At 61.4% G+C, this 21,419-nt stretch carries 15 protein-coding genes; 9 read left to right on the forward strand and 6 right to left on the reverse strand.

What is annotated here, in order from left to right:
• Positions 1 to 160: 160 nt before the first annotated feature.
• The 7 genes from MMB48_RS01025 (at position 161) to MMB48_RS01055 (ending at position 8,411) form a co-directional block, all read left to right on the forward strand.
• Positions 161 to 2,089 (forward strand): FTR1 family protein, encoded by a 1,929-nt coding sequence (locus MMB48_RS01025; RefSeq protein ID WP_032744951.1) that lies wholly within the window; start codon positions 161 to 163, stop codon positions 2,087 to 2,089.
• A gap of 132 nt (positions 2,090 to 2,221) precedes the next feature.
• On the forward strand, positions 2,222 to 2,917 hold the full coding sequence (locus MMB48_RS01030) for an iron transporter (RefSeq protein WP_080714872.1): 696 nt from the start codon (positions 2,222 to 2,224) through the stop codon (positions 2,915 to 2,917).
• 152 nt (positions 2,918 to 3,069) lie between these two features.
• A complete protein-coding gene (locus tag MMB48_RS01035) occupies positions 3,070 to 4,338 on the forward strand; it encodes a DUF2318 domain-containing protein (protein WP_032744948.1) in 1,269 nt (422 codons plus the stop codon).
• 21 nt (positions 4,339 to 4,359) lie between these two features.
• Positions 4,360 to 5,664 carry an ABC transporter permease gene (locus MMB48_RS01040; protein ID WP_032744947.1) on the forward strand — a complete coding sequence of 435 codons (1,305 nt, stop codon included), beginning with the start codon at positions 4,360 to 4,362 and terminating at the stop codon, positions 5,662 to 5,664.
• Positions 5,665 to 5,697: 33 nt separating this feature from the next.
• Positions 5,698 to 6,921 (forward strand): ABC transporter permease, encoded by a 1,224-nt coding sequence (locus MMB48_RS01045; protein WP_032744945.1) that lies wholly within the window; start codon positions 5,698 to 5,700, stop codon positions 6,919 to 6,921.
• A 15-nt stretch (positions 6,922 to 6,936) separates the two neighbouring features.
• Complete coding sequence (locus MMB48_RS01050; protein ID WP_032744943.1) at positions 6,937 to 7,734, forward strand: ABC transporter ATP-binding protein; 798 nt, start codon at positions 6,937 to 6,939, stop codon at positions 7,732 to 7,734.
• A gap of 113 nt (positions 7,735 to 7,847) precedes the next feature.
• Positions 7,848 to 8,411: an FMN-binding protein gene (locus MMB48_RS01055; protein ID WP_032744941.1), complete on the forward strand. Its 564-nt coding sequence runs from the start codon at positions 7,848 to 7,850 to the stop codon at positions 8,409 to 8,411.
• 5 nt (positions 8,412 to 8,416) lie between these two features.
• Here the strand turns inward: MMB48_RS01055 and MMB48_RS01060 are convergent, their stop codons facing one another.
• From MMB48_RS01060 to MMB48_RS01070, 3 genes are all read right to left on the reverse strand, one after another.
• A complete protein-coding gene (locus tag MMB48_RS01060) occupies positions 8,417 to 9,016 on the reverse strand; it encodes a TetR/AcrR family transcriptional regulator (RefSeq protein ID WP_012576652.1) in 600 nt (199 codons plus the stop codon).
• 114 nt (positions 9,017 to 9,130) lie between these two features.
• Positions 9,131 to 11,293: a YhgE/Pip domain-containing protein gene (locus MMB48_RS01065; RefSeq protein WP_032744939.1), complete on the reverse strand. Its 2,163-nt coding sequence runs from the start codon at positions 11,291 to 11,293 to the stop codon at positions 9,131 to 9,133.
• Complete coding sequence (locus MMB48_RS01070; protein WP_032744938.1) at positions 11,290 to 13,920, reverse strand: YhgE/Pip domain-containing protein; 2,631 nt, start codon at positions 13,918 to 13,920, stop codon at positions 11,290 to 11,292. The genes MMB48_RS01065 and MMB48_RS01070 overlap by 4 nt, the downstream gene beginning before the upstream one ends.
• 741 nt (positions 13,921 to 14,661) lie before the next feature.
• Here MMB48_RS01070 and MMB48_RS01075 point away from each other — a divergent pair.
• Together MMB48_RS01075 and gndA are read left to right on the forward strand one after the other, a co-directional pair.
• On the forward strand, positions 14,662 to 15,948 hold the full coding sequence (locus MMB48_RS01075) for a putative ABC transporter permease (protein ID WP_032744936.1): 1,287 nt from the start codon (positions 14,662 to 14,664) through the stop codon (positions 15,946 to 15,948).
• Positions 15,949 to 16,150: 202 nt separating this feature from the next.
• Positions 16,151 to 17,608, forward strand: coding sequence for an NADP-dependent phosphogluconate dehydrogenase (gene gndA / locus MMB48_RS01080; protein WP_032744934.1), 1,458 nt, complete (start codon positions 16,151 to 16,153; stop codon positions 17,606 to 17,608).
• A gap of 61 nt (positions 17,609 to 17,669) precedes the next feature.
• Here the strand turns inward: gndA and pgl are convergent, their stop codons facing one another.
• From pgl to zwf, 3 genes are all read right to left on the reverse strand, one after another.
• Positions 17,670 to 18,512, reverse strand: a complete 843-nt coding sequence (gene pgl, locus MMB48_RS01085; protein ID WP_012576657.1) for a 6-phosphogluconolactonase — start codon at positions 18,510 to 18,512, stop codon at positions 17,670 to 17,672.
• A 293-nt stretch (positions 18,513 to 18,805) separates the two neighbouring features.
• The gene (locus MMB48_RS01090; protein WP_032744932.1) at positions 18,806 to 19,822 is read right to left on the reverse strand and encodes a glucose-6-phosphate dehydrogenase assembly protein OpcA; all 1,017 of its coding nucleotides are present in this window, start codon (positions 19,820 to 19,822) and stop codon (positions 18,806 to 18,808) included.
• Positions 19,819 to 21,357, reverse strand: a complete 1,539-nt coding sequence (gene zwf / locus MMB48_RS01095) for a glucose-6-phosphate dehydrogenase (RefSeq protein ID WP_032744931.1) — start codon at positions 21,355 to 21,357, stop codon at positions 19,819 to 19,821. The genes MMB48_RS01090 and zwf overlap by 4 nt, the downstream gene beginning before the upstream one ends.
• Positions 21,358 to 21,419: the final 62 nt, after the last annotated feature.

The following is a 21,419-nucleotide window of genomic DNA, read 5'->3' on the forward strand; positions in this document are numbered from 1 at the left end:
CTCAGATGGTGAAATAATTACGGGGTTAAAAAGCACTAAAACGCCTCTTCTATTACCTCTCACCCGTCAGAAAATCAAGACTGTTGTTCAAGAATTTTTTTCTATAGAGTTCATAGTTGGTTTTGGACCATTCGAGTACTTGAAGTGAGAGGAATTCAGCATGGTTCGTCGCGCCTGCGCACAGTCCGCTGAAATGAACACGATTCGGGAACGTGATACGCGCGTTGCCGTTTCTCGCGTGCGCGCGAAGTCGGGCAGCACCGGTCGTCTGCAGTCGGCCACGGTCTCGGCTCGTGCATTTGCGGCCATCGTTTTTCTGTTTGCGATGATCGCCGTGACCTTCCTCCCCTCCGCCATCATTCCGCAGTCCGCGTTCGCCGTGACGCCGGCAACCACTGCCACTGCTGCCACCTTCAAGAGCGACGACACCACCAGCGTCGATTACGCGACCTGGGCCGACGTTGCCAAGGCCGTCGAAGCGCAGTTGCAGGAAGGCCTTAAGGAATACAAGGACGGCAACCCAATGGGTGCCAAGTCCGATTTCGGGGCTGCATACACCACCGTCTACGTGACGTCCAACTTCAACAAAGTGGTGAGCGACACCATCGGCACAGATAAGCAGACCGCGCAGCAGCAGGCCTTCCAGGACCTGCAAAGCCAGGTGTTCACGTCAGGCCAGGACGATCAGCTCACCCAGAAGGTCAACGACCTGACCGCCGACCTCGACGCCACGGCCCAGCAGCTCGACGCCAACACCAACCTCGCCAACCCGAAGCAGTACTCCGAAGACCTCCAGAAGCAGATCGCCAAGGAGCGCAAGGAGCTCGACGCCAAGAAGAAGCGCACCAAGGAAACGGCCAAGACCTGGAAGGAAGTCGCGGACGCGATGCTTCCGATCTTGGACAACGCCTACAAGGCCTACGAGGGTGGCGACGCTGCCAAGGGCACCACGCTCGTGAACGACGCCTACTACCAGCACTACGAGAAGCTCGGCTTCGAGAAGACCGTGCTGAGCGCCATCAGCGGCAACCGCGTCTCCCAGGTGGAATACCAGTTCAAGCTGTGCCGCTCCTCGATGAACACCGGCAAGCCTGCGTCCGAAGTCAAGAAGTACGTCGACGACCTGAAGAACATGCTGACCACCGATGCCGCCAAGCTCGACGGCGGCGCGGCCGATGAGGAGGGTGGCTTCCTCAAGTTCATCACCAGCTCGGTCGGCCAGGCGTTCCTGATTCTGATTCGCGAGGGTCTTGAGGCCCTGCTCGTGGTCGCCGCTGTGGTGGCCTACCTCGTCAAGTCCGGCAACAAGCGTTTCACCAAGTGGATCTACGTGGGCGTGCTCGCTGGTCTGGCCGGTGCCGGCATCGTGGCGGTCATCTTCATGCTCGCATTCGGCGGCTCCAGCCCGCTGCAGGAGATCATGGAAGGCGTGTGCGCGCTCGTCGCCATGTGCATGCTGTTGTGGACCAGCAACTGGATGCTCAACAAGTCCTCGGTGGAAGCGTGGAACCGCTACATCAGGGAAAAGACCGAAGCCGCGGTGGCCTCCGTCTCCTCGCAGGTCGAATCCGGCGAGAAGGTGGCTTCCCGCACGGTGATTTCGCTCGCCATGCTGAGCTTCCTCGCCGTGTTCCGTGAGGGCGCTGAAACCGTGATCTTCTACCAGTCAATCTACACGATGAGCCAGGATACGCATGGCATGGTGGTCGGCGCACTCGCCGCCGCCGTGGTGCTCGTGATCATCTTCCTGGTGATTCGCTTTACCTCCGTGAAGATTCCGATTGGCCCGTTCTTCCTGGTCACCTCGATCCTCATGTCCGTGCTGGTGGTTGTCTTCGCCGGCGGCGGCGTGCACGCGCTCATCGAGGGCGACCTGCTGCCCGCCAACTACCTGCCGGGCGTTCCCACCAACGACTGGCTCGGATTCTACCCGTACGTCGAATGCATCATCGCCCAGGTACTGGCAGCCATCGCCGTCATCGCGCTGTTCGTGGTCGGCTTTGCCAAACAGCGTAAGGCCAAGGCCCGGCTTGCGGCCGGTGCGAGCAAGTCGGACGCGAAGGCTGACGAGGAGAGCGCGCAGGCGTAGCACAATGCCCGGTGCGACCATCTTGCGCAACACAACTTGCGACATGGCAACGGAAGCGATTCCAGCCCACGCCGCCACAACTAAAAACAGATAATAAATAATCCATTCACCACAACAAAAGGAATAAGAGAAATGATGAAGGACAAGAAGCTTGCCGCTCTGCTCGGCGTGCTGCTCGCCGGCTCCATGGCTGTTTCGATGGCTGCTTGCGGTTCCACCAACAACGCTTCCGATACCAAGTCCGCGACCAGCTCCTCCGACACCGCCAAGAAGGACGACTCCAAGAAGGCCGACGCCCCGACTGAGACCTCCGGCTTCGAAGAGGTCCCGGTCGGTCCCTCCGGCACCGCCGAGGAGCAGGACAAGGCCGCTGGCCCGCTGACCGTGGGCGCCGTCTACTTCCAGCCCATCGACATGTACCCTGCTTCCATGGGTCTGAAGGCTGCTGACGCTTCCTTCCACCTGGAAGCCGACATCCACGCCTCCCAGGAAGGCACTGACTACGGCTACGGCAAGGGCGACTTCGTCCCTGACCTTACTGTGAACTACACCATCATCGACAAGTCCACCGGCAAGGAAGTCGAGGGCGGCCAGGCCACCTCCGGTACCTTCATGCAGATGAACGCCTCCGACGGCCCGCACTACGGCGCCAACGTCAAGCTCGACAAGGCCGGCACCTACCAGCTCAAGCTCTCCATCGAGTCCCCTGAGAAGAACGGCTGGATGCTCCACGTTGACCCGGAGACCGGTGTCAAGAACCACAAGTTCTGGACCGAGCCCATCGAGGTCACCTTCGACAACTGGGACTACACCCCGCGTCAGTGGTGATTGCCTAAGCAGAAAGCCCCTTCGTCAGAGGGGGCTTTACGCCGCTTTAGGGAGATAATTCTTAGGACGGTCTAAAAACTCCCCTCAGTCCGCTTTGCGGACAGCTCCCCTCAGGGGTGGGGGAGCCTAAGGTGAACAGAGAAAGGACGCGAATGCTTGAACAATTCGTGGCAGTGATGCCGGGCACCTTGGCCCCCGCATTGCTGGTGATGAGCCTGAGCGTGATGCTCACGGTCGGCGAGGGGCGAGATAAGCCGATAAGCTCGCATTGGCGTCTCATCGGCCTGACTGTTGGCCTGATCGCCGCTACCATATTCGCCGGCCTGCGTGCCTCGGCCGTGATCAACCAGCGCACGTTCGTCAACTATCCGGTGCTGTGGTGCGCGATCATTGCCGACATCCTCACCATCGTCGTGGTGGTGTTCGCACGCCGCATCACCACCAATTGGCAGCAGCACAAGGTGTTCATGCACATTGCGAACGCCGTGGCCGCCATCGACATCGCGCTCACCCTGTTCTACGCGCTGCCGGACGTGATCCTGCAGCTGACCATCTGGGTGGAGCCCGGCGACCCGATCTTCACGTCCGACATGTTGCTGCGCGCGCTCGGCTTCGCGCTGGGCCTGGCCATGTCGATTATCGTGGCCGCGATCTTCCGTACGATGCGTTCGACCGCGGTGCGTGTCTCGTTCACCGCCGCCGTGCTCGCGGTGCTGGCGATTCTGTTCGTCCGGCACCTGACCGGTGTCATGCAGATCCTGCAGGCACGCGGTTTCCCGATGGGCCACACGGGATTCGTGGCCCTCGCCTGGTCGATCAACCACAACGACTGGATGATCATGGCCCAGGCGTTCGTGTTCCTGATTCCGGCCATCGCCTCCGTGGCGGCCGGCTTCCGTATGCCGCTGACCGGCGCGAACGAAGCCATCGGCCGCAAGCACAAGGCGTTCCGCCGTCGCGCCGTGGCCTCCGCTGTCTGGAGCCTCGTGGCCATGATCGGCGTCACGCTGACCCTCACCGTCGGCGTCGCCGCGACCCATCAGACCATCACTCTTTCGCCGCCGGAAGCCTACTCGCTCAAGGACGGCGTGGCCACCATCCCCTTCAGCCAGGTCGAGGACGGCCACCTGCACCGCTTCGAATACAAGGCCAAGGACGGCACCGTCATGCGCTTCATCATCATCCGAAAGAACGGTGGCGCGTACGGCATCGGCCTGGACGCCTGCGAGAACTGCGGTGACGCCGGCTACTACGAGAAGGACGGCAAGATCATCTGCAAGAAGTGCGAGGTGGCCATCAACCTGGCGACCATCGGCTTCAAGGGTGGCTGCAACCCGATACCATTCCCGTACAAGACCGGCCACGGCAAGATCACCATTCAAACTACGGATCTGGACGCGCTGAGCGCCCACTTCCAGTGAGTCAGGCAGGAGGCAAGAATCATGTTCTTTCTGCGTATGATTACTCGCTCGTTCACCCGACAGCTGCGCCGGCGCCTGCTTATCGCGCTGACCGTATGCCTGTCGGCGACCGTGTCCGTATCGATGCTGGGCGTCGTGTTCGACGTGGGCGACAAGCTCAACGCCGAGCTGTCCACCTACGGTTCGAACATCACCGTGCAGCCCAAGGCGGACGCGGTCGTTTCCGACCTGTACAACACCGAGTCGGGCGGTGCGGCGTCCACCAGCGACCCGACCGCTTTTCTGAAGGAGTCGGACGCGGCCAAGATCAAGACGATCTTCTGGTCGTTCAACATCACCAACTTCGCGCCGCAGCTCAACATCCGCGCCATGGTGAACGGCACCAACGTGCCGGTTGTCGGCACGTGGTTCAACAAGGACCTCAAGATTTCCACCGGCGAGACCACCGTCGTGGGCGTGGAAGGCATGCGCTCGTGGTGGCAGCTGAACGGCAAGTGGCCCAAGGACGATTCCGATCAGGGCGTGATCGGCAAGACGCTGGCCTCCGAACTCGGTGTGACCACCGGCGACACCATCACCCTCAACAAGACCACCGCCTCGGGCAAGAAGAACGAGCAGAAAATCAAGCTCACCGGCGTCTACGATTCCGGCGACGAGGACAACGGCTCGCTCTACATCGCCTCCTCCACGGCCCAGGTGTTCGCCGACCTGCCCGATTCGGTCGACAAAATCGAGGTCAAGGCCCTGACCACGCCGGAGAACGACCTGGCCCGTAAGGCCGCCGCGAATCCGGCCGCGCTGAGCCAGGAGGAATGGGAGACCTGGTACTGCACCGCCTACCCGAGCTCGATCGCCTACCAGATCGAAGAGGTGATTCCGGGCGCGGTGGCCAAGCAGGTGCGCCAGGTAGCCGCGTTGCAGGGCAATGTGCTGCAGAAGACGCAGGCCGTGATGATTCTGATGACCGTGCTGAGCCTGATCGCCGCAGCCGTGGCCGTGGCCAACCTGATGGTCGCCTCGATCGGCGAACGGTCGGGCGAGCTGGCGTTGCTCAAGGCGCTTGGTGCCACCGATGCCGCGGTATCCCGTCTGATGCTGGCCGAAACGGCGGCAATCTCGCTGCTGGGCGCGATTGTGGGCGCGCTGCTCGGTTCCGGCGTGGCCCAGCTGATAGGCCGGGTGGTGTTCGGTTCCGGCATTACGATGCGGCCGATGGTGTTCGCGCTGGTGTTCGTGCTGCTGGCCGTCACCGTGCTGCTGGCGTCCGCCTCATCGATTCGTTCGATTCTGAACCTCAAGCCTGCGGAGGTGCTCCATGGTCGCTGAGTCTATCTACGTAGGTGTGGAAGGAGGAAACCGATGACCAACACCGGTATGTTCTTCAGAATGCTGTTCAGCGCCGTGTTCCGCCGGCGTTCGCGCGCGGTGATGGCTGTGGTGGCGTCGCTGGTCGGCGCGGCCACACTGTTCTGCCTGGCGATGATCTGCCTCGCCGTGCCGCATCAGATGAACGAGGAGATGCGCGCGTACGGCGCGAACCTGATTGTCACGCCCACCGAATCGACCAATGCCGACGGCAAGGCCGGCATCGACAAGGCGATGGTGCAGCACACCACTGAAATGGTCAAGGCCAAGGGTTCCGCGAAATACGCCACCTACCGCTACGAGAACGTGCGTGTCAACGCCTCGCCGTACGTGATGGCCGGCGTGAACGCGGCGCAGGTCAAGAACCTCAACCATCACTGGGTGGTCGATGGCTCGTGGCCGACCGACGGCAAGGTGCTGGTCGGACGTGACATCGCCGACGCCATCGGCCTGAGAATCGGCTCCGCCATCACCATCGGCTACCGTGCATCCGATAACGCCAGCGCCAACGGCACTTCGTCGAAATCCTCGATCGACCAGCAAACCAAAGACGGCCGTGTCTCCAGTGACATCATGGACACCTCCGGCACCGAATTCCGCGTTGCCGGTATCGTGGACACCGGCGGCAGCGAAGACTCGATCATCTACGCCACCAACGCCGACGTCAACAAGCTCACCGGCATCACGCGCGGCGTGGACGTCATCGAGTATTCGGCCGGCGCCAGCGATCTCGCGGGCCTGGTGTCCAGCATCAACGACATGACCTCCATGCACGTCAAGGCGCAGCAGGTCACCAAGATCACCGCCTCCGACACCCGCATCATCACCATGCTGCAGACGCTGTTCTGGATCGTCTCGTTGGTGGTGCTGGTGCTGACGCTCGTCGGCGTCGGCACCACAATCAGCTCGATCGTCTCGCAGCGACGCAACGAGATCGGCCTGCGCAAGGCCCTCGGTGCCAGCTCGCGTGCCATCGGCACCGAGTTCTACATCGAATCATCGCTCTACGGCCTGATTGGCGGCCTCATCGGCACCGCAATCGGCTACGGACTCGCCAGTTGGCTGTGCGTGGCGGTGTTCGAACGCTCCATCGGATTCAACTGGTGGCTGGCGCTGATCTCCGTGCTGTTCAGCGCGCTGGTCGCCATCGTCGCCTCCATCCCGCCCGTCCACCGCGCCACCCGCATCGACCCCGCCGTCGTGCTTCGCGAAGAATAAAGAAAGAGGAACGTCATGCTACTTGAACTCGACCACATCTCGAAGATCTACGGCGACCTGCATGCCGTGGACGACCTCAATTTGACCGTGCCGGAAGGCGAATGGCTCGCCATCGTCGGCTCCTCCGGCTCAGGCAAGACCACGCTGATGAACATGATCGGCTGCATGGACACGCCCTCCAAGGGCTCCGTGAAGCTGGAAGGCCGCAAGCTGGAGGACCTGAACGCCACGCAGCTGGCCGACGTGCGCAAGAACCTCATCGGACTGGTGTTCCAGAAGTTCTATCTGGTGCCGCACCTGACCGCCGTGGAAAACGTGATGGTGGCCCAGTACTACCATTCGGTGGTCGATGAGAAGCAGGCCATGGAGGCGCTGGAAAAGGTCGGCCTGAAGGATCGCGCCCACCACCTGCCCGGCCAGCTCTCCGGCGGCGAGCAGCAGCGCGTGTGCGTGGCCCGCGCGCTGATCAACGACCCGAAGCTGATTCTGGCCGATGAGCCCACCGGCAACCTCGACGAGAAGAACGAGAAAATCGTGCTCGACCTGTTCCGCAAGCTTCACGAGCAGGGCACCACGATTATCGTGGTCACCCACGATGCGCTTGTCGCCAGCTGCGCGCAGCGCGAGATCATGCTCAACCATGGCGTGCTCGTCGGTGAGAAGTGGAATGACGAGGATGCGCGCAAGGTCTACGAGGCGGCCGGCGGCAAGCCCGCCTCCACGGGTGCACAGGTCGAGGGCGCGCAGAACGGCGAGACCGCCATTGGTTTCGCTGACCCCACCAAGGCCGCGAAAACCGGCGGCGAGGAGTAGGGCCGTCAGGGGCATCGAGCAGTATGTGAGGAATACATGGCAAGCTGATGGTCTCTCCCCCAGTCAGCTTCGCTGACAGCCCCCTCGTCAGAGGGGGCTTAAGGAGCGTGAATATGACCGAAAAGAATACGTTGAAGAAATCCGCGACATTGGCGGCGGCCGGACTGGTCGTGGCTGGCGCGCTGCTGGCCGGGTGCGGCGAATCCAAGGCCACGCCGATGGACGATGCGTACGCCGGCAACTCGGGCGAGACCGAGAAGTCGCAGGAAGAGCAGTCGCAATCCCAGTCGAACGGCTCCGATAGCTCCGACGGCTCCGATTCCGGCTCATCGCACAACGACCCGTCCACCACCACGTCCGACAAGAAGGACACCGGCAACTACAAGGACGGCAACTACTCGATCAACGGCCAGTACGGCCCGGTCGGCGAGGATTCCATCGACGTCCATCTGACCATCAAGGACGGCAACGTCGAGACCGTCAAAATCATTGGGCACCCGTTCACCGCGATTTCCAAGAACCATCAGGACGACTTCGCCAAAGCCATCAACGGCGTAGTGGACGGCAAGCCCCTGAAGGGACTCAAAGTGGACAAGGTCGCCGGTGCCAGTTGGACCTCCGACGCCTTCAACAAAGCCCTCGAAGTCGCCCGCCAGGAGGCTTCGATTCAGGAGTAAGACCGCTACTTCAGCAATGCTGGCCACAGCAGATCGGCCATGCGCGAGGCCCAGGCGGTGTCGTCGTCCATCGCTTTGCCCTCGATGGCCTCATACGCCACCAAAGACCCGATAATCGTGGACAACAGCAACTTCTCGTCAACGTCCTCGCGAAACACGCCCTGCGCGACTCCCTGCTTGAGGAACGCCCCCACATGCTCCAGCCACGGGGTCACCACCTGGTCGACGATGTGCTGGAAGAACTCGGCCTCGCTGGACAATACAATGCCCACGCGCTTGACGTCGATGTCGTTGTCGCGCACCCAATCGACCAATCGCTGCAATAGTTGCGTGAAATGCTCACGCGTGGGGCTGGGCACTGGGCCGGAATCCGGGATGGCCAGATACATCGCGCTGATCTCGCGCAGCAGCTCGTCGGCATTATGGTATCGACGGTAAATCGTGGTTTTGGCCACACCGGAGCGCCGGGCCACCTCCTCGATGGTCACGCCGCTGATGCCGCGGTCCACCGCAATCTGCAGCGTGGCTCGCATGAGCTTGCGATCCGTCGCCTCGCGCGTGCGCTCACCGCGCGGTGTCGCCGTCGTACCTGTCATCTCCGTCATCTCTTCTCTTCGAAATATGCTCCCGTACGCTCCCGCTGGCGGGAGCTGGCTGGCAAAGCCAGACTGAGGGTGGTAAGTCCATGCCGTTTGTAGGCAACTCCCGGATAATACCTACTAGCCCAGCACTTTAGTGCTCTCGACTTTGGCCACATACCACTGGTTGAACCGCACCAGTGGCTTCCTGAGCAACAGCCCAAGCAACAGTAGCGGCGGCACGAATGCCAGCAGCATTCCGGCGGCCCGCCAGTAATCCATGTCGTAGATGCCGGCGATGGCCGCACGCATCATCGTCACCGCATGGGTGAGCGGCAAGAACGGACTGACTTTGGCGATGAAGTCGGGCAACATCTGCACCAGGTAGGCAGCGTTCGCACCCGAAATCTGCACGATGAGCATAAGCACGCCGATTGCCTTACCCACATTGCCGAAACTCACCACCATCGTATAGGTGAAGAACGAGAACACCAACGAGGCCAGCCATCCAGACAACATAAACAGCAGCGGATGCACGGCCTGCACGCGCAGGAACAGCAGATCGCCACCGAGCGACACCGTGGATTGCAGCAGCGCAATCAGTGCGAACACCCCGTAATGTCCAAGGAAGAGCCGATGCGGCCGTGGATCGCCCAATGCTTTGCGCGTTCGGCGAGACACGGTGGTTTTCAGCGTCACCACCATCAGCAGCGCGCCCACCCACAACGGCAGCAGCGTGTAGAACGGCGCCATCGACGAACCAAAATTCGCCACCGGGAATACGGCCTTGCGCCTGAGCTGCACCGGCGCGGCCAACGTACTGGCCAGCGTTTCGGGATCATTGCCCAGCACCTCTTTGACCATGCTCATATCGCCACTGTTTAGTGCGTCGCTCAGTGTACTGTTGAACGAAGCCAGTTCGGCACCGGCGGAACGCAGTTTGCCGGACACCTTGCCCAAGGTGGTGCGAGCGTCGCCGAGCATATCGCTGGCGTCGTCGGAAGTCCTTTTCAGGTCGCCGAGCGTGGAGTCCAACTGGGTGGCGCCGGAACTCAGTATGCCGGAGGCGTCAGAGACGGTGGACGACAGGGAGTCGATCTGCGGTTTCACCGTGGCCGTGAAATCCGACTTGATATTGGCGATACTGTTCTGCGCTTGATCGGCCAGATCCTTGACCTGCGCATGCTGATCCTGCGCGTCCTGATTACCTTGGCGAATATTGGTCGCCGCTGTATTCAGCGCTTGCCGCAGCCTGTTCTGCCGTGCGATTGAACGGTCAATCGCCGTGATGATGGATGAGTCGTTGCCCAGTATGCCGGCCAACGTGTTGCGAATTTCAGTGTATTTCTCCGTCTGCTTGCCAATGGCCGTGGCTTGACGGTCCAATTCGTCGGCGGCCGTGGTGGCACCATCATTCGCGTCGGAATACAGCTTGTCTATGGAATCGGACACCGCGCCGAAACTGGAGGCGCTCGCGTCCAGTGAGCTGCTCATCGCGTCAGCGGTGGTGCCCAGGGCTCCGACCACGTCGGTGACTCCCTGCTTGGCGCTGGCGAGATCCTTGCCTCCTTGTTTGGCGGCAGAGGAAACCTGCGTGATCAGCGAGTTCGAGGTGTCGAGCAAGGCGCCGGCCGTATCGGTCAATGCGCTGTATGTGCCAAGCAAATCCGCCGTATCGTCAAGCCGTGTGGCGAAATCGGCGATATTGGCGTTGAAGGTATTCAGTTGCTCTTTGGCTTCGGGCTTGGACAGCTGATCGGCCAGCGAAGACGCGATTTCCAGCCCTGCCGAAGTGATGGTCTTGGCGAACGTGGTGTTGATTTCCGCCGCCACCTCGTCCGTGCCCTCGTTGAGCAGATTCGGTGCCAGCGCGTTCTTCTTCTCGTTGCGGTAATAGGTCAGTTCGGCATGCTGCACATCGTCGGAGAAGAAGGTCATCATGTCTTTGCTGAACGACTTCGGAATTACGATGGCCGCGTAGTATTTGCCGGATCGTGCGCCCTCGACGGCATCGGCTTTGGACGTGATCGTCCAATCGAGCTGACTGTTGGCGCGCAGCGCGTTCACCACCTGATCACCGACCGTGACTTTCATCGGGATCAGGTCGGAACGATACCCCTCATCCACATTCGCCACCGCGAATTTCAGGTTCTTCATATTCGAGAACGGGTCCCAGCATGCGGCCACGTTGAACCAGGTGAACAGGCCGGGAATCATCACCAAGCCGATCACGATGATGATGGAGACCACGTTGCTGGTCAGGCGTTTGATGTCGCCGGTAAACAGTTTCCACATGGTGTTCATCGTGCGTGCCTGCCTTCCTTGGTCGGCGGAATAGTGGGGATGATTGCGGTAACGGCGGCGCTCGGGTCCGCTTCTTCGTGGCGTTCGGCGGAGGTGTCGCGACGCTTGGCCTTATGCCCGTACAGCATGGCGCGGATCGACTCGTCGGAGAGGTTGCCGAGCTCGGTTTGGCGGCGGATGGAATCGCGCATGAATTCCACGACCATCAGGAAGCCCATGATGATGAGCACCCATGCCAGCCATGTGCCCATGACCACGATTTTCTCGCTGGTGGTCAGCACAAACACGATAATGAGCGCGGCCGGCACCACGAATCCGGCGATAAGCGCACCCAGCAGCAGCCGGGGATAACGGTAGGCGAATTTGGCGGCCCGACGTTCGATGGCATGACGGTATTCGTCGCGGTCGGCCAGTGCCGCAATGGCCTGAGTGACACGGTATTCGCTGCCAGGCAGGTGCACCGGCTCGCCGATAATCATGTCGCTTTCCTTGATTTCCCGCGCGAACAGGCGGTTGAGATTGGCCAGTTTCGGCCGGGCACCGAGGCCAAGCGCAAAGGCCAGAACCGCGAAAACCAGCAATTTGCCGATATAGGCGAACCAGTGGCCGTCGTAGAAGCCGCCGATGGTTTCACGCATTGCGTCAATCGAATAGGTGAACGGCAGCAGCGGGTAGATGGCGCGGAAGAACGCGGGCATCATTTCAATCGGGTACAGGCCGGAGGCGCCCGGCACCTGCAGAATGACCAGCGCCACGCACACGCCTTTGCCCACGTGCATGAACGTGGTGGAGAGGGCGAAAATCACCGACATATACACCAGTGAGGTGATGACGCAGGTGAGCAGAAACACCGGGGCGCTCGCGCATTGAATGCCGATGACAAGATCGCCGATGGCCGTGACCAGGCCTTGGACGGCGGCCAGCGTGGCCAGCAGCAGGAAACGGCCGAGATAGCCTTGGGTTGGCGTGAGATCGTCGATGCCCTCGTCGTCGGTTTCGAGTTTGGGAATGACCACGAGCACGAACGCGCCCACCCACAAAGACAGGGTGGTGAACAGCGGTGCCATGCCGGAACCATAGGAGGCGACCGGGTAGACGGCCCGTTCGCTGATAACAGTGGGGGAGAGCATGAAGTCGGCGATTGTGGCGGCATCCAGTTTGCCGTCGGTGCCGATCAGGGAACTGAGTGAACTGGAGATGCTCAGGGCTTTGATGTCGGTGGTCAGCGTATCGAGCTTGGTTTGCACGCCGGCCAGCGCCTTATCGGTGTCGCGTAGCGCGGTCACCGTGGTGGAGGCGGCTTTGTCGAGTTGATCGAGGGTGCTCTTCGACTGATCGATGAGTGAGCCTTGCGACGTGATGCCGGTCGACAGAGTGTTGGCGGTCGAGCTGAGGGTGTTGAGGCCGGTGTTGAGCTGAGGAATGGCGCCGGAGGTGATGGTGCCGCGAGCGGTATTGGCCTCGCGCACCGTGGTTTGGGTGGCGGTATTGAGATGCTGCGCCAATCCGGCGGTGTCTGTGGAGGCGTTGCCGATAGTGGTGTTCAGGCTATCGAGGTTGCCCAGTGCGCCGGCAAGCTCGCTATTGCGGCTTTCCAGTGTGGCAATGGCGGATTGCAGCGGTTCTCGATCGGCGTTCGGCAGCCCTTTGAGTTGGCCGATGATGTCGGCGTTCGCTTGGTTGATGTCTTCCGCCGTATTGATCAGTCCGTCTACCTGCTGATTGGCGGCGCTGATGGTTCCGGCTACCGTGCCCACGCTTTGGTTGGCCTGTGCTGCGGCTTGGCTCAGCAGGCTTGAGCCTTGGTCAAGCGCTTCGGACGTGGAGGTGACGAAGCCGTTCAGGCTGGTCTGGGTAGTGCCGATCAGGGTGGAGACGCCGGCCAGGCCTTCCGCGGTGTCGATGCCAAGTGTGCGCGCGTCGTCCAGCGCCTGACGTGCGGTGCGTGTCTGCTCTGGGGTATCGGTGAGTTTGGTGGTGAGCTTGGCGATGGTGCTGCGTGTGTGCTGCACGTCGCCGGAGGCCTCGGCAAGGGCCGTGAGGGCCTTGGCTTTGGTGGTGTCTTCGGTGCTGATGACTTTGCCGCCAACCGTATTGATGACTTCGGTAAGTACTTTGGATACGGTGGAGACGAATGTGGAATTGACCGTGCGGTCCACAGTGGACGCGCCGACGTCGGTGACTTTGGGGGCGATGGCGCTGGCTTTTTCGTTGACGTAATACTCCAGAGTGGGCCGACTCTTGCCGCCGGTCACCACGCCGGCGAGATCGTCGGAAAAGTCTTTGGGGATGATGATGGCTGCGTATGCCTTGCCGGATTCCACCTGGTCCATGGCCTCGGCTTCGGTGACGAAGGTCCAGCCGAGCTGGTCGTTGCTTTTCAGCTGCTTGACGATTTGATCGCCGAGGTTTTGCTTGCCGATGAGCGCGTTGTCGGTGCCGTCGTCATTGTTGGCGATGGCGACGGTGATGCCTTTGGTATTGCCGTACGGGTCCCAGAAGCCGACGATGTTGTACCACGAATACAGTGGCGGGATAAACACCATGCCGAACAGGATCACCCATGCGGCCGGCACCTTGAACAGGCGCAGGAAGTCGCGTTTGAGGACCTTGAAGATATTGCCCACTGATACCTCCGGAGCTTGGTGTTGCTTGGTTGCTACGTTTTCCGTAGCGATACGTTAATCGTAGCGCTACGGTTGTAGTAGCGTAATACGGCTGCCGGAGATCAATGGGGTGATTGATGATGTCTTTGGCGGAATAACGCCGCTGCCCAGCGGCTTATCGTGCGTCGCTGGGCATTATGCCTAATTTTTGTGGCTGGGGTGCTGTGGGCTGGGGTGCTGTGTGTGTTGGTGTGAGGCTGCCCTCCATGGGGCGGTAAAACCTTCATCGGGCGGTAAGTGGCCCATGGGGCGGTGAAATCCCCATGGGGCGGTGGCTTAAAATGGCTTTATTCCGCGGAATGCGGTTTTGGGCTAACCGCCCCATGGGGTAATTACCGCCTCATGAGAGAGCTACCGCCCCATGGATAAACCGTTGTATCAGCTTTCGATGGTGCCGGATTGGCCATCGATGGCCGACTGCTCGTTCTGGCTGGATGACTGGTCGGAGCTGGAGTTGCCGGAAGTGTCAGAACCTGTGCCGGAGCTGTTGCCGGTGCCGGACTGGCCGTCAGTGCCTTGGCTGGAGCGAAAGGCGTTCCGGAACTTATTGACAAGATTTCTGGATGGTTTTTGGATGCTTTCTGAAAGCGATAGCGGGCTCGGTGTCCGGCAATGTAGACAGACATGTACCGGCCGTCCATCAAGTTCGGCAAAACTGCAATCGGGTGATAGTGTAAGGGGACGCTATGTGGGGAGGAAACCATGGTTGAATTCAAGGACGATGGCACGGCCGCTACCCTTGGCAAGACGCGAGAGAACCGTGACGCCGAGTCCGCAGTCGTGGCCGATCTGGTGGCCGTCGAATTGGACGACGCCGGCTTGAACCTGAACGCCAAGCGATTACCGATTCTGGCGCGCATCTATGGCGCGGTCGTGCTGCTGGACGGACTCGCCACATTGCCGATTATGGTGATTTCCATCCTCTATGCCGTGCGCGAGATTCTGGATGGTCATGTGCACGTCGATGCGATGAGCCTGACCTTCATCCTGTCCGCGGTCCGCGCGGTGGTGCTGGTGGTCAGCGCCGTCTGCCTGATCGTGTTCGGCGTGATGCTGCTGCGCAACCATCGCCGGTATGCCGCGCGCTGGACCTACGTGCTGATGCCGTTGACGTTGGCCGACGGCATGCTGTCGCTGGCCCTGACCGGCCTTGGCTTCAACCTGCTGCTGCCGCTGATTCAGATGATTATTCTCGTCGTGATTTCGGTGACCGCCGACCCCTCCCTGAGCGAGGAACGGCGCCTGCAGCGCGCACTCAAACGCATGGACGATCGCGATGATTATGAATCGGCGGTGGCGGCCGGCATGCTGGGCCGCGACCAGTCCGGCAAAGGCTACATCGCACTGGACTTCTTCAACATCTTCTGGCTGTTCACCATCGCCTCGGTATTCGGTCTGATCATGGAGACGATCTATCACATGGCGTTGTACAACGGCGAACTTCAGGACCGTGCAGGCCTGCTGTGGGGGCCGTTCTCGCCGATCTACGGCTGTGGCGCGGTGCTGGTGACCGTATGCCTGAACCGCCTGTGGAAAGCGAACCCGTTCCTGATCTTCTGTGTCTCGGCGGTGATTGGCGGCGCGTTCGAATACTGCACGAGCTGGTTCATGGAGGCGGCCTTCGGCATCACCGCGTGGGACTACACCGGCCGATGGCTGTCGATCGACGGGCGCACCTCGGGCCTGTTCATGTTCTTCTGGGGTCTGATCGGCGTGGCGTGGGTCAAATGGCTGCTGCCGCGACTGCTCGCCCTGATCAACCGCATTCCCTGGAAGGTGCGGTATTCGCTGACCGCCGTATGCGCGGTGCTGATGGTGATCGACATCGCCTTCACGCTGATGGCCTTGGACTGCTGGTACGGGCGCATGGCCGGCCAACCGCAGAATTCACCGGTCGCGGTGTGGTTCAGTGAACGGTATGGCGATGCGTACATGGCCAACCGTTTCCAGACCATGCACATCGATCCCTCCAAGGCCGGGCGCATGTGAGCGCGCCCGGCATGCGCCCGAGCGCTGCGTGCCATGAGTGCGTGGTGCGTGGGCGGCCTTCGTAAGATGGGCCTCGCGTGCGGACGGCAGCCGGGATAGACTTTCAAACATCGCGGGAATGACTTCCCGCTTCGCCGCGCCGGTCCGTGACGCGCGTGATGACGATGGGACAACCAAACGAAAGAAACGAAAGGCAAGGCACATGGCCGAAGCTGCAGCAAACATTGGTGTGATCGGACTGGCCGCGATGGGCTCCAATCTGGCGCGTAATCTGGCGCACCATGGCAATACGGTGGCGTTGTTCAACCGTCACTACTCGCGTACCGAGAAGCTCATGGACGAGCATGGCGCCGAAGGCAACTTTGTACCGGCCGAGACGCTCGAGGAATTCGCCGCGTCCCTGAAGCGTCCGCGTACCGCCATCATCATGGTCAAGGCCGGTGCTCCGACCGACGCGACCATCGCGCAGCTGGAAGAGGTGTTCGAACCGGGCGACATCATCGTCGACGGTGGCAACTCCTTCTTCAAGGACACCATCAAGCGTGAGAAGGAAGTACGTGCTAAGGGCTTCCACTTCGTGGGCTGCGGCGTGTCCGGCGGCGAGGAGGGCGCGCTCAACGGCCCGTCCCTGATGCCCGGCGGCACCGTGGAATCCTGGAAGACCCTGGGGCCGATTCTGGAATCCATCGCCGCCAAGGTGAACGGCGAGCCGTGCGTGACCCACATCGGTGCCGATGGCGCCGGCCACTTCGTCAAGATGGTGCATAACGGCATCGAATACGCCGACATGCAGGTGATCGGCGAGGCGTATGACATTCTGCGCCGTGGACTCGGCATGGATGCCGAAGAGATCGGCGACGTGTTCGAGGAGTGGAACAAGGGCGATCTCGACTCCTACCTGATCGAGATCACCGCCCAGATCCTGCACCACAAGGATGCCGAGACCGGCAAGCCGTTCGTGGACGTGGTCGTGGATCATGCCGGCATGAAGGGTACTGGTACGTGGACCGTGCAGACTGGTCTGGAATTTGGTTCTCCTGTGGCTGCCATCGGTGAAGCCGTGTTCGCTCGTGCACTGTCTTCGCACGGCGAGCTGCGTGAAGACGCTCAGAAGGAAGGTCTGGCTGGCCCGAACAAGACCATCGATCTGGCCGGAGAAGACAAGGCCGCGTTCGTCGATGACGTGCGCAAAGCCCTGTTCGCTTCCAAGGTCGTGGCCTATGCTCAGGGCCTGAACGAGATTCAGGACGGTGCCAAGGAATACGGCTGGGATATCAACCTGTCCGAAGTGGCCCGCATTTGGCGTGGCGGCTGCATTATTCGCGCCCAGTTCCTGCTCGACCGCATCACCGAGGCCTTCAAGGGCGATAACCCGCCGGCTTCCCTGCTGTTCGATCCGTACTTCGAGAAGATCATCGGCGAATCGCAGGACGCATGGCGTCGCGTGATCGTTCGCGCGGTGGAGGCCGGCATCCCGACCCCGGTGTTCTCCAGCTCCCTGGCTTACTACGATGGTCTGCGCTCCAAGCGTCTGCCCACCGCGCTGACCCAATCCCAGCGTGATCTCTTCGGTGCCCACACCTACGGCCGCGTAGACAAGCCCGGCGTGTTCCACACGTTGTGGGCGCAGGAAGGCCAGCCCGAGGAACAGCAGGCTTGAGCGTTTGCGACAATCTGTGGGCCGGGCCCCTCATTCAGGGTCCGGCCCACAGGAGGCGCCATCACAATGCGGTGACGGTTTCTTCGGTGGAGAACCAGGTGAACTCGTCCACTCCGTTGGCGTAGGAGGACGGGTAATCCGGGTTGTTGGGCTGCTCGAAGACATGGGCCAGCGATTCGGCTTTGCCGGCACCGGCGGCGAAGAACCACGTATGGCGTGAACGTGCGATGAGCGGCGCGGTCAATGAAACACGCAGCGGCGGCATCTTGGGGGAGTGGTTCACACCCACGGTGAGCCTATCGGTAACCTTGACCTCATCATGACCAGGGAACAGCGACGCATAGTGACCGTCCGGTCCCATGCCGAGAATCATCAGATCGATTACCGGTTCCGGACCAAGCTCACGGATGAGTTCGGCCCCATAATCGCGGGCGGCGGCGTCCAGCAATGCATCATTCGCGGCATCGGCGGCGGCGCGAACGGAATCGTCGGCGCTGTCGGCATCGGACATAACATCGGCGATCTCGTCGGCGGAACGAACGTCGGCCGCCATCTCATGGATATTTGATTCCGGCAGCTTGCCGTTGGCCACGAGCTGGTCAAGCAGCAGGCGACGGGCCTCCAAAGCATTGCGATCGGTGTCGTAAGCCGGCACGAAGCGTTCGTCGCTCCACCAGAAATGCACGCGCGACCAATCAATCGCATCAGCCAGCGGATCGCTCAGCACCAAGCCCAACGGCTGCGCGGCCGAACCGCCAGACAGCGCCACATCCACGCGCGTGCGGTGCGTGCCATCAGGCAATCGTTCGGCGAGCAAATCGAGTAGCGCCAAGACAAAACGTTGCGCGCCAGCCTGAATCATCAGATCTTTATTCGGATACACAATGAGTTTTCGAGTTGCCATGTATGGTCCTTATATGGGGTATGTGTCGTACTTTGCAATGTGGATTGTGTTGTCAGTTGACAACGCATAATACGGGTGGCATGCCGGGAATCCAGCCATTTGCAGCAATGAAATGTGTTGTCAGTTGACAACACAATGTACATTGTGCGACATCGCATATGTCACTTTATTACTCCGCGGTCATGAGCTTCGGCATCGCATGAGGTAGGAAACGATGAGCAACGGCGTTGGCATGGCTCGACCACAATTGCCGAACTCATGTCAACGCCGCTGTGGCAACGGTTCTACCGACTTCAGTGACGAATCAGATCCCAGCCTTCGTTGATGACCTCGGCGTAGATCTCATCGGGATCGATGCGGCGCAGTTCCTCGGTCAGGCAATCCTCAATGGTGCGCATCGGCACGGATACTTCCTGCGGAGTCTGGCCGGGCATCGAGATCAGCGCTTGGTCCTCATACGGGCGTTCCAGCGAGATCACACCGTCCTCACGGGTCAGGTACACGCCGGTCACAGCCTCGGCATCGGGTACGAATTCGGTTTCGACTGGCACTCCGAGCTTGAGGTGCAGCCATGCGCACAGCAGTTCCATCGGCAGGAAGTCGGCCTTGCCGGTCACCTTGGCAGCAGTGATGGGCAGGTGCGGTGGCTGGTCGAGCATCGAGGCAAGCATCGCGCGCCAGACGGTCAGTCTGGTCCACGACAAGTCGATGTCTTCCGGCGTCCAATTGCGGCGCAGACGTTCGATCGTGGCCTCAGGGTTGTTGGAATGCAACGCATCGGTGATGCGGCTTCGGGCCATCGCCCCCATCAGATCCTTGGCTGGGTTCGACGGCGGCGTGGTCGGCCACCACGCCACTACGGGCGCGTCCGGCACGAGCAGCGGGATGACCAGCGTATCCGGATGGTTGATCAGGCCGCCGCGCGGGCGCAGGATGATGATCTCTCCCGCGCCGGCGTCCGCGCCGAACCGCACCTGGGCGTTCAGGTTGGAGCCGCTCGGGGCGTTCGGCCCATCGGTCAGGTCGACGGCCGGATTGTCGCGATCCGCGCTCACCTCGGCGGCCGCGTCCGGCTCGCCATCGGCGGACCGGGCGACGGGATCGGTGTCCGGCACCACGGCGATCACGCGGCACGGATGCTCGCGGCTGGCCGAATTCGCGATCTCCAGCGCATGCTCCAGATCGGCGTCCTCGGTGGCGATCAGCAGCGTCAGTACGCGGCCGGTCGCCGATTCGCCGCGCTCCTCATGCAGTTGTTCGATCTTGTGCGCGATTTCGCGGGTGCGGGTATTCGGCATGTCGATGATCATGGCATCCTCCAATGGCGTCCGTCGCGTGCCAGCATGTCGTCGGCTTGGGTTGGGCCCCATGTGCCGGAGCGATAGGCTTGCGGCTGGCCGAGCGTGGACCAGAATCGTTCAATCGGGTCGAGAATCTCCCAGCTGAGGTTCACCTCTTCGGTGGTGGGGAACAGCGGCGGGTCGCCGAGCAGCACGTCCAGAATCAGTCGTTCGTAGGCTTCCGGCGAGTTCTCGGTGAAGGAGCGACCATAGCTGAAATCCATGTTCACGTCTCGGACCTCCATGGTGGAGCCGCCCGGCACCTTGGCGCCGAAACGCATGGTGACGCCTTCGTCGGGCTGAACGCGAATCACGATGGCGTTCTTGCCGAGTTCGCGCACAGCGGTCTGTTCGAACGGCAGGTGCGGGGCGCGTTTGAACATCACGGCGATCTCGGTGACACGCTTACCCAGACGCTTGCCGCAACGCAGGTAGAACGGCACGCCAGCCCATCGGCGGGTGTCGATGTCAAGACGGATGGCGGCATACGTCTCGGTGGTGCTTCGGGGGTCGATGCCCTTCTCCTCCAGATAGCCGACCACCTCATGCGATCCCTGCCATCCTCTGGCATACTGGCCGCGCGCGGTGTTGGCGGCAAGATCCTTGGGTAGACGCACGGCGGAAAGCACTTTGGTCTTCTCGGCGGTCAGATCCTTGGCGGTGAAGCTCACCGGCTCCTCCATGGCGGTCAGGGCCATGAGCTGAAGCAGGTGGTTCTGGATGACGTCGCGTGCGGCGCCGATGCCGTCGTAATAGCCGGCGCGGCCGCCGATGCCGATGTCCTCGGCCATCGTGATCTGCACATGGTCCACATAGTTGGCGTTCCAGATCGGCTCGTACATGGCGTTGGCGAAGCGCAGGGCCAGCAGGTTCTGCACGGTCTCCTTGCCGAGGTAGTGGTCGATGCGGAACACGGAACTCGGGTCGAACACCTCGGACACCACGCTGTCGAGTTCCTTGGCGCTGGCCAGATCATGGCCGAACGGCTTCTCGATGATCACGCGGCGCCAGGCGCCCTCGGACGAGCGCGACAGGCCGGAGGCGGCCAACTGCTTGGCAACCTGCGGGAAGGCGCGCGGCGGCACCGACATGTAGAAGGCATGGTTACCCTGCGTGCCGCGGTCGCGGTCAAGCTCCTGCACGGTGGCGCTCAGACGCTCGAAGGCCTCCGGGTCGTCGAACGTACCCTGCACGAAGCGGATTCCGGCGGCCAGATTGCGCCAAGTCGACTCCTTGAACGGCGTACGGCAATGCGCCTGGATAGCGGCCTTGACGAATTCGATGAACCGTTCCTGTGTCCAGTCGCGGCGGGCGAAGCCGGTCAGACCGAAGCTTGGCGGCAACAGACCGCGGTTGGCCAGGTCGTAGACGGCCGGCAGCAGTTTCTTCTGCGCCAAGTCACCCGTGACGCCGAAAATGACAAGGCTGCACGGGCCGGCGATGCGGGGCAGTCTGAGATCGCGCGAGTCGCGCAGTGGATTGCTCCAGTTGGGGGATTCACTCATATGGCCAAGGGTAGTCGTTCATGGCCGTGCATGGCCAGAGGGCGCGTGCGATGTGGGCGTGA

Source organism: Bifidobacterium sp. FKU (genome assembly GCF_026016385.1).
GTDB classification, from domain to species: Bacteria; Actinomycetota; Actinomycetes; order Actinomycetales; family Bifidobacteriaceae; genus Bifidobacterium; species Bifidobacterium infantis.

Bases quoted from the DNA above. Each gene is read 5' to 3' on its own strand.
- MMB48_RS01025 (WP_032744951.1), top strand. From the start codon at position 161: ATGGTTCGTCGCGCCTGCGCACAGTCCGCTGAAATGAACACGATTCGG.
- MMB48_RS01030 (WP_080714872.1), top strand. From the start codon at position 2,222: ATGATGAAGGACAAGAAGCTTGCCGCTCTGCTCGGCGTGCTGCTCGCC.
- MMB48_RS01035 (WP_032744948.1), top strand. From the start codon at position 3,070: ATGCTTGAACAATTCGTGGCAGTGATGCCGGGCACCTTGGCCCCCGCA.
- MMB48_RS01040 (WP_032744947.1), top strand. From the start codon at position 4,360: ATGTTCTTTCTGCGTATGATTACTCGCTCGTTCACCCGACAGCTGCGC.
- MMB48_RS01045 (WP_032744945.1), top strand. From the start codon at position 5,698: ATGACCAACACCGGTATGTTCTTCAGAATGCTGTTCAGCGCCGTGTTC.
- MMB48_RS01050 (WP_032744943.1), top strand. From the start codon at position 6,937: ATGCTACTTGAACTCGACCACATCTCGAAGATCTACGGCGACCTGCAT.
- MMB48_RS01055 (WP_032744941.1), top strand. From the start codon at position 7,848: ATGACCGAAAAGAATACGTTGAAGAAATCCGCGACATTGGCGGCGGCC.
- MMB48_RS01060 (WP_012576652.1), bottom strand. From the start codon at position 9,016: ATGACGGAGATGACAGGTACGACGGCGACACCGCGCGGTGAGCGCACG.
- MMB48_RS01065 (WP_032744939.1), bottom strand. From the start codon at position 11,293: ATGAACACCATGTGGAAACTGTTTACCGGCGACATCAAACGCCTGACC.
- MMB48_RS01075 (WP_032744936.1), top strand. From the start codon at position 14,662: ATGGTTGAATTCAAGGACGATGGCACGGCCGCTACCCTTGGCAAGACG.
- gndA (WP_032744934.1), top strand. From the start codon at position 16,151: ATGGCCGAAGCTGCAGCAAACATTGGTGTGATCGGACTGGCCGCGATG.
- pgl (WP_012576657.1), bottom strand. From the start codon at position 18,512: ATGGCAACTCGAAAACTCATTGTGTATCCGAATAAAGATCTGATGATT.
- MMB48_RS01090 (WP_032744932.1), bottom strand. From the start codon at position 19,822: ATGATCATCGACATGCCGAATACCCGCACCCGCGAAATCGCGCACAAG.
- zwf (WP_032744931.1), bottom strand. From the start codon at position 21,357: ATGAGTGAATCCCCCAACTGGAGCAATCCACTGCGCGACTCGCGCGAT.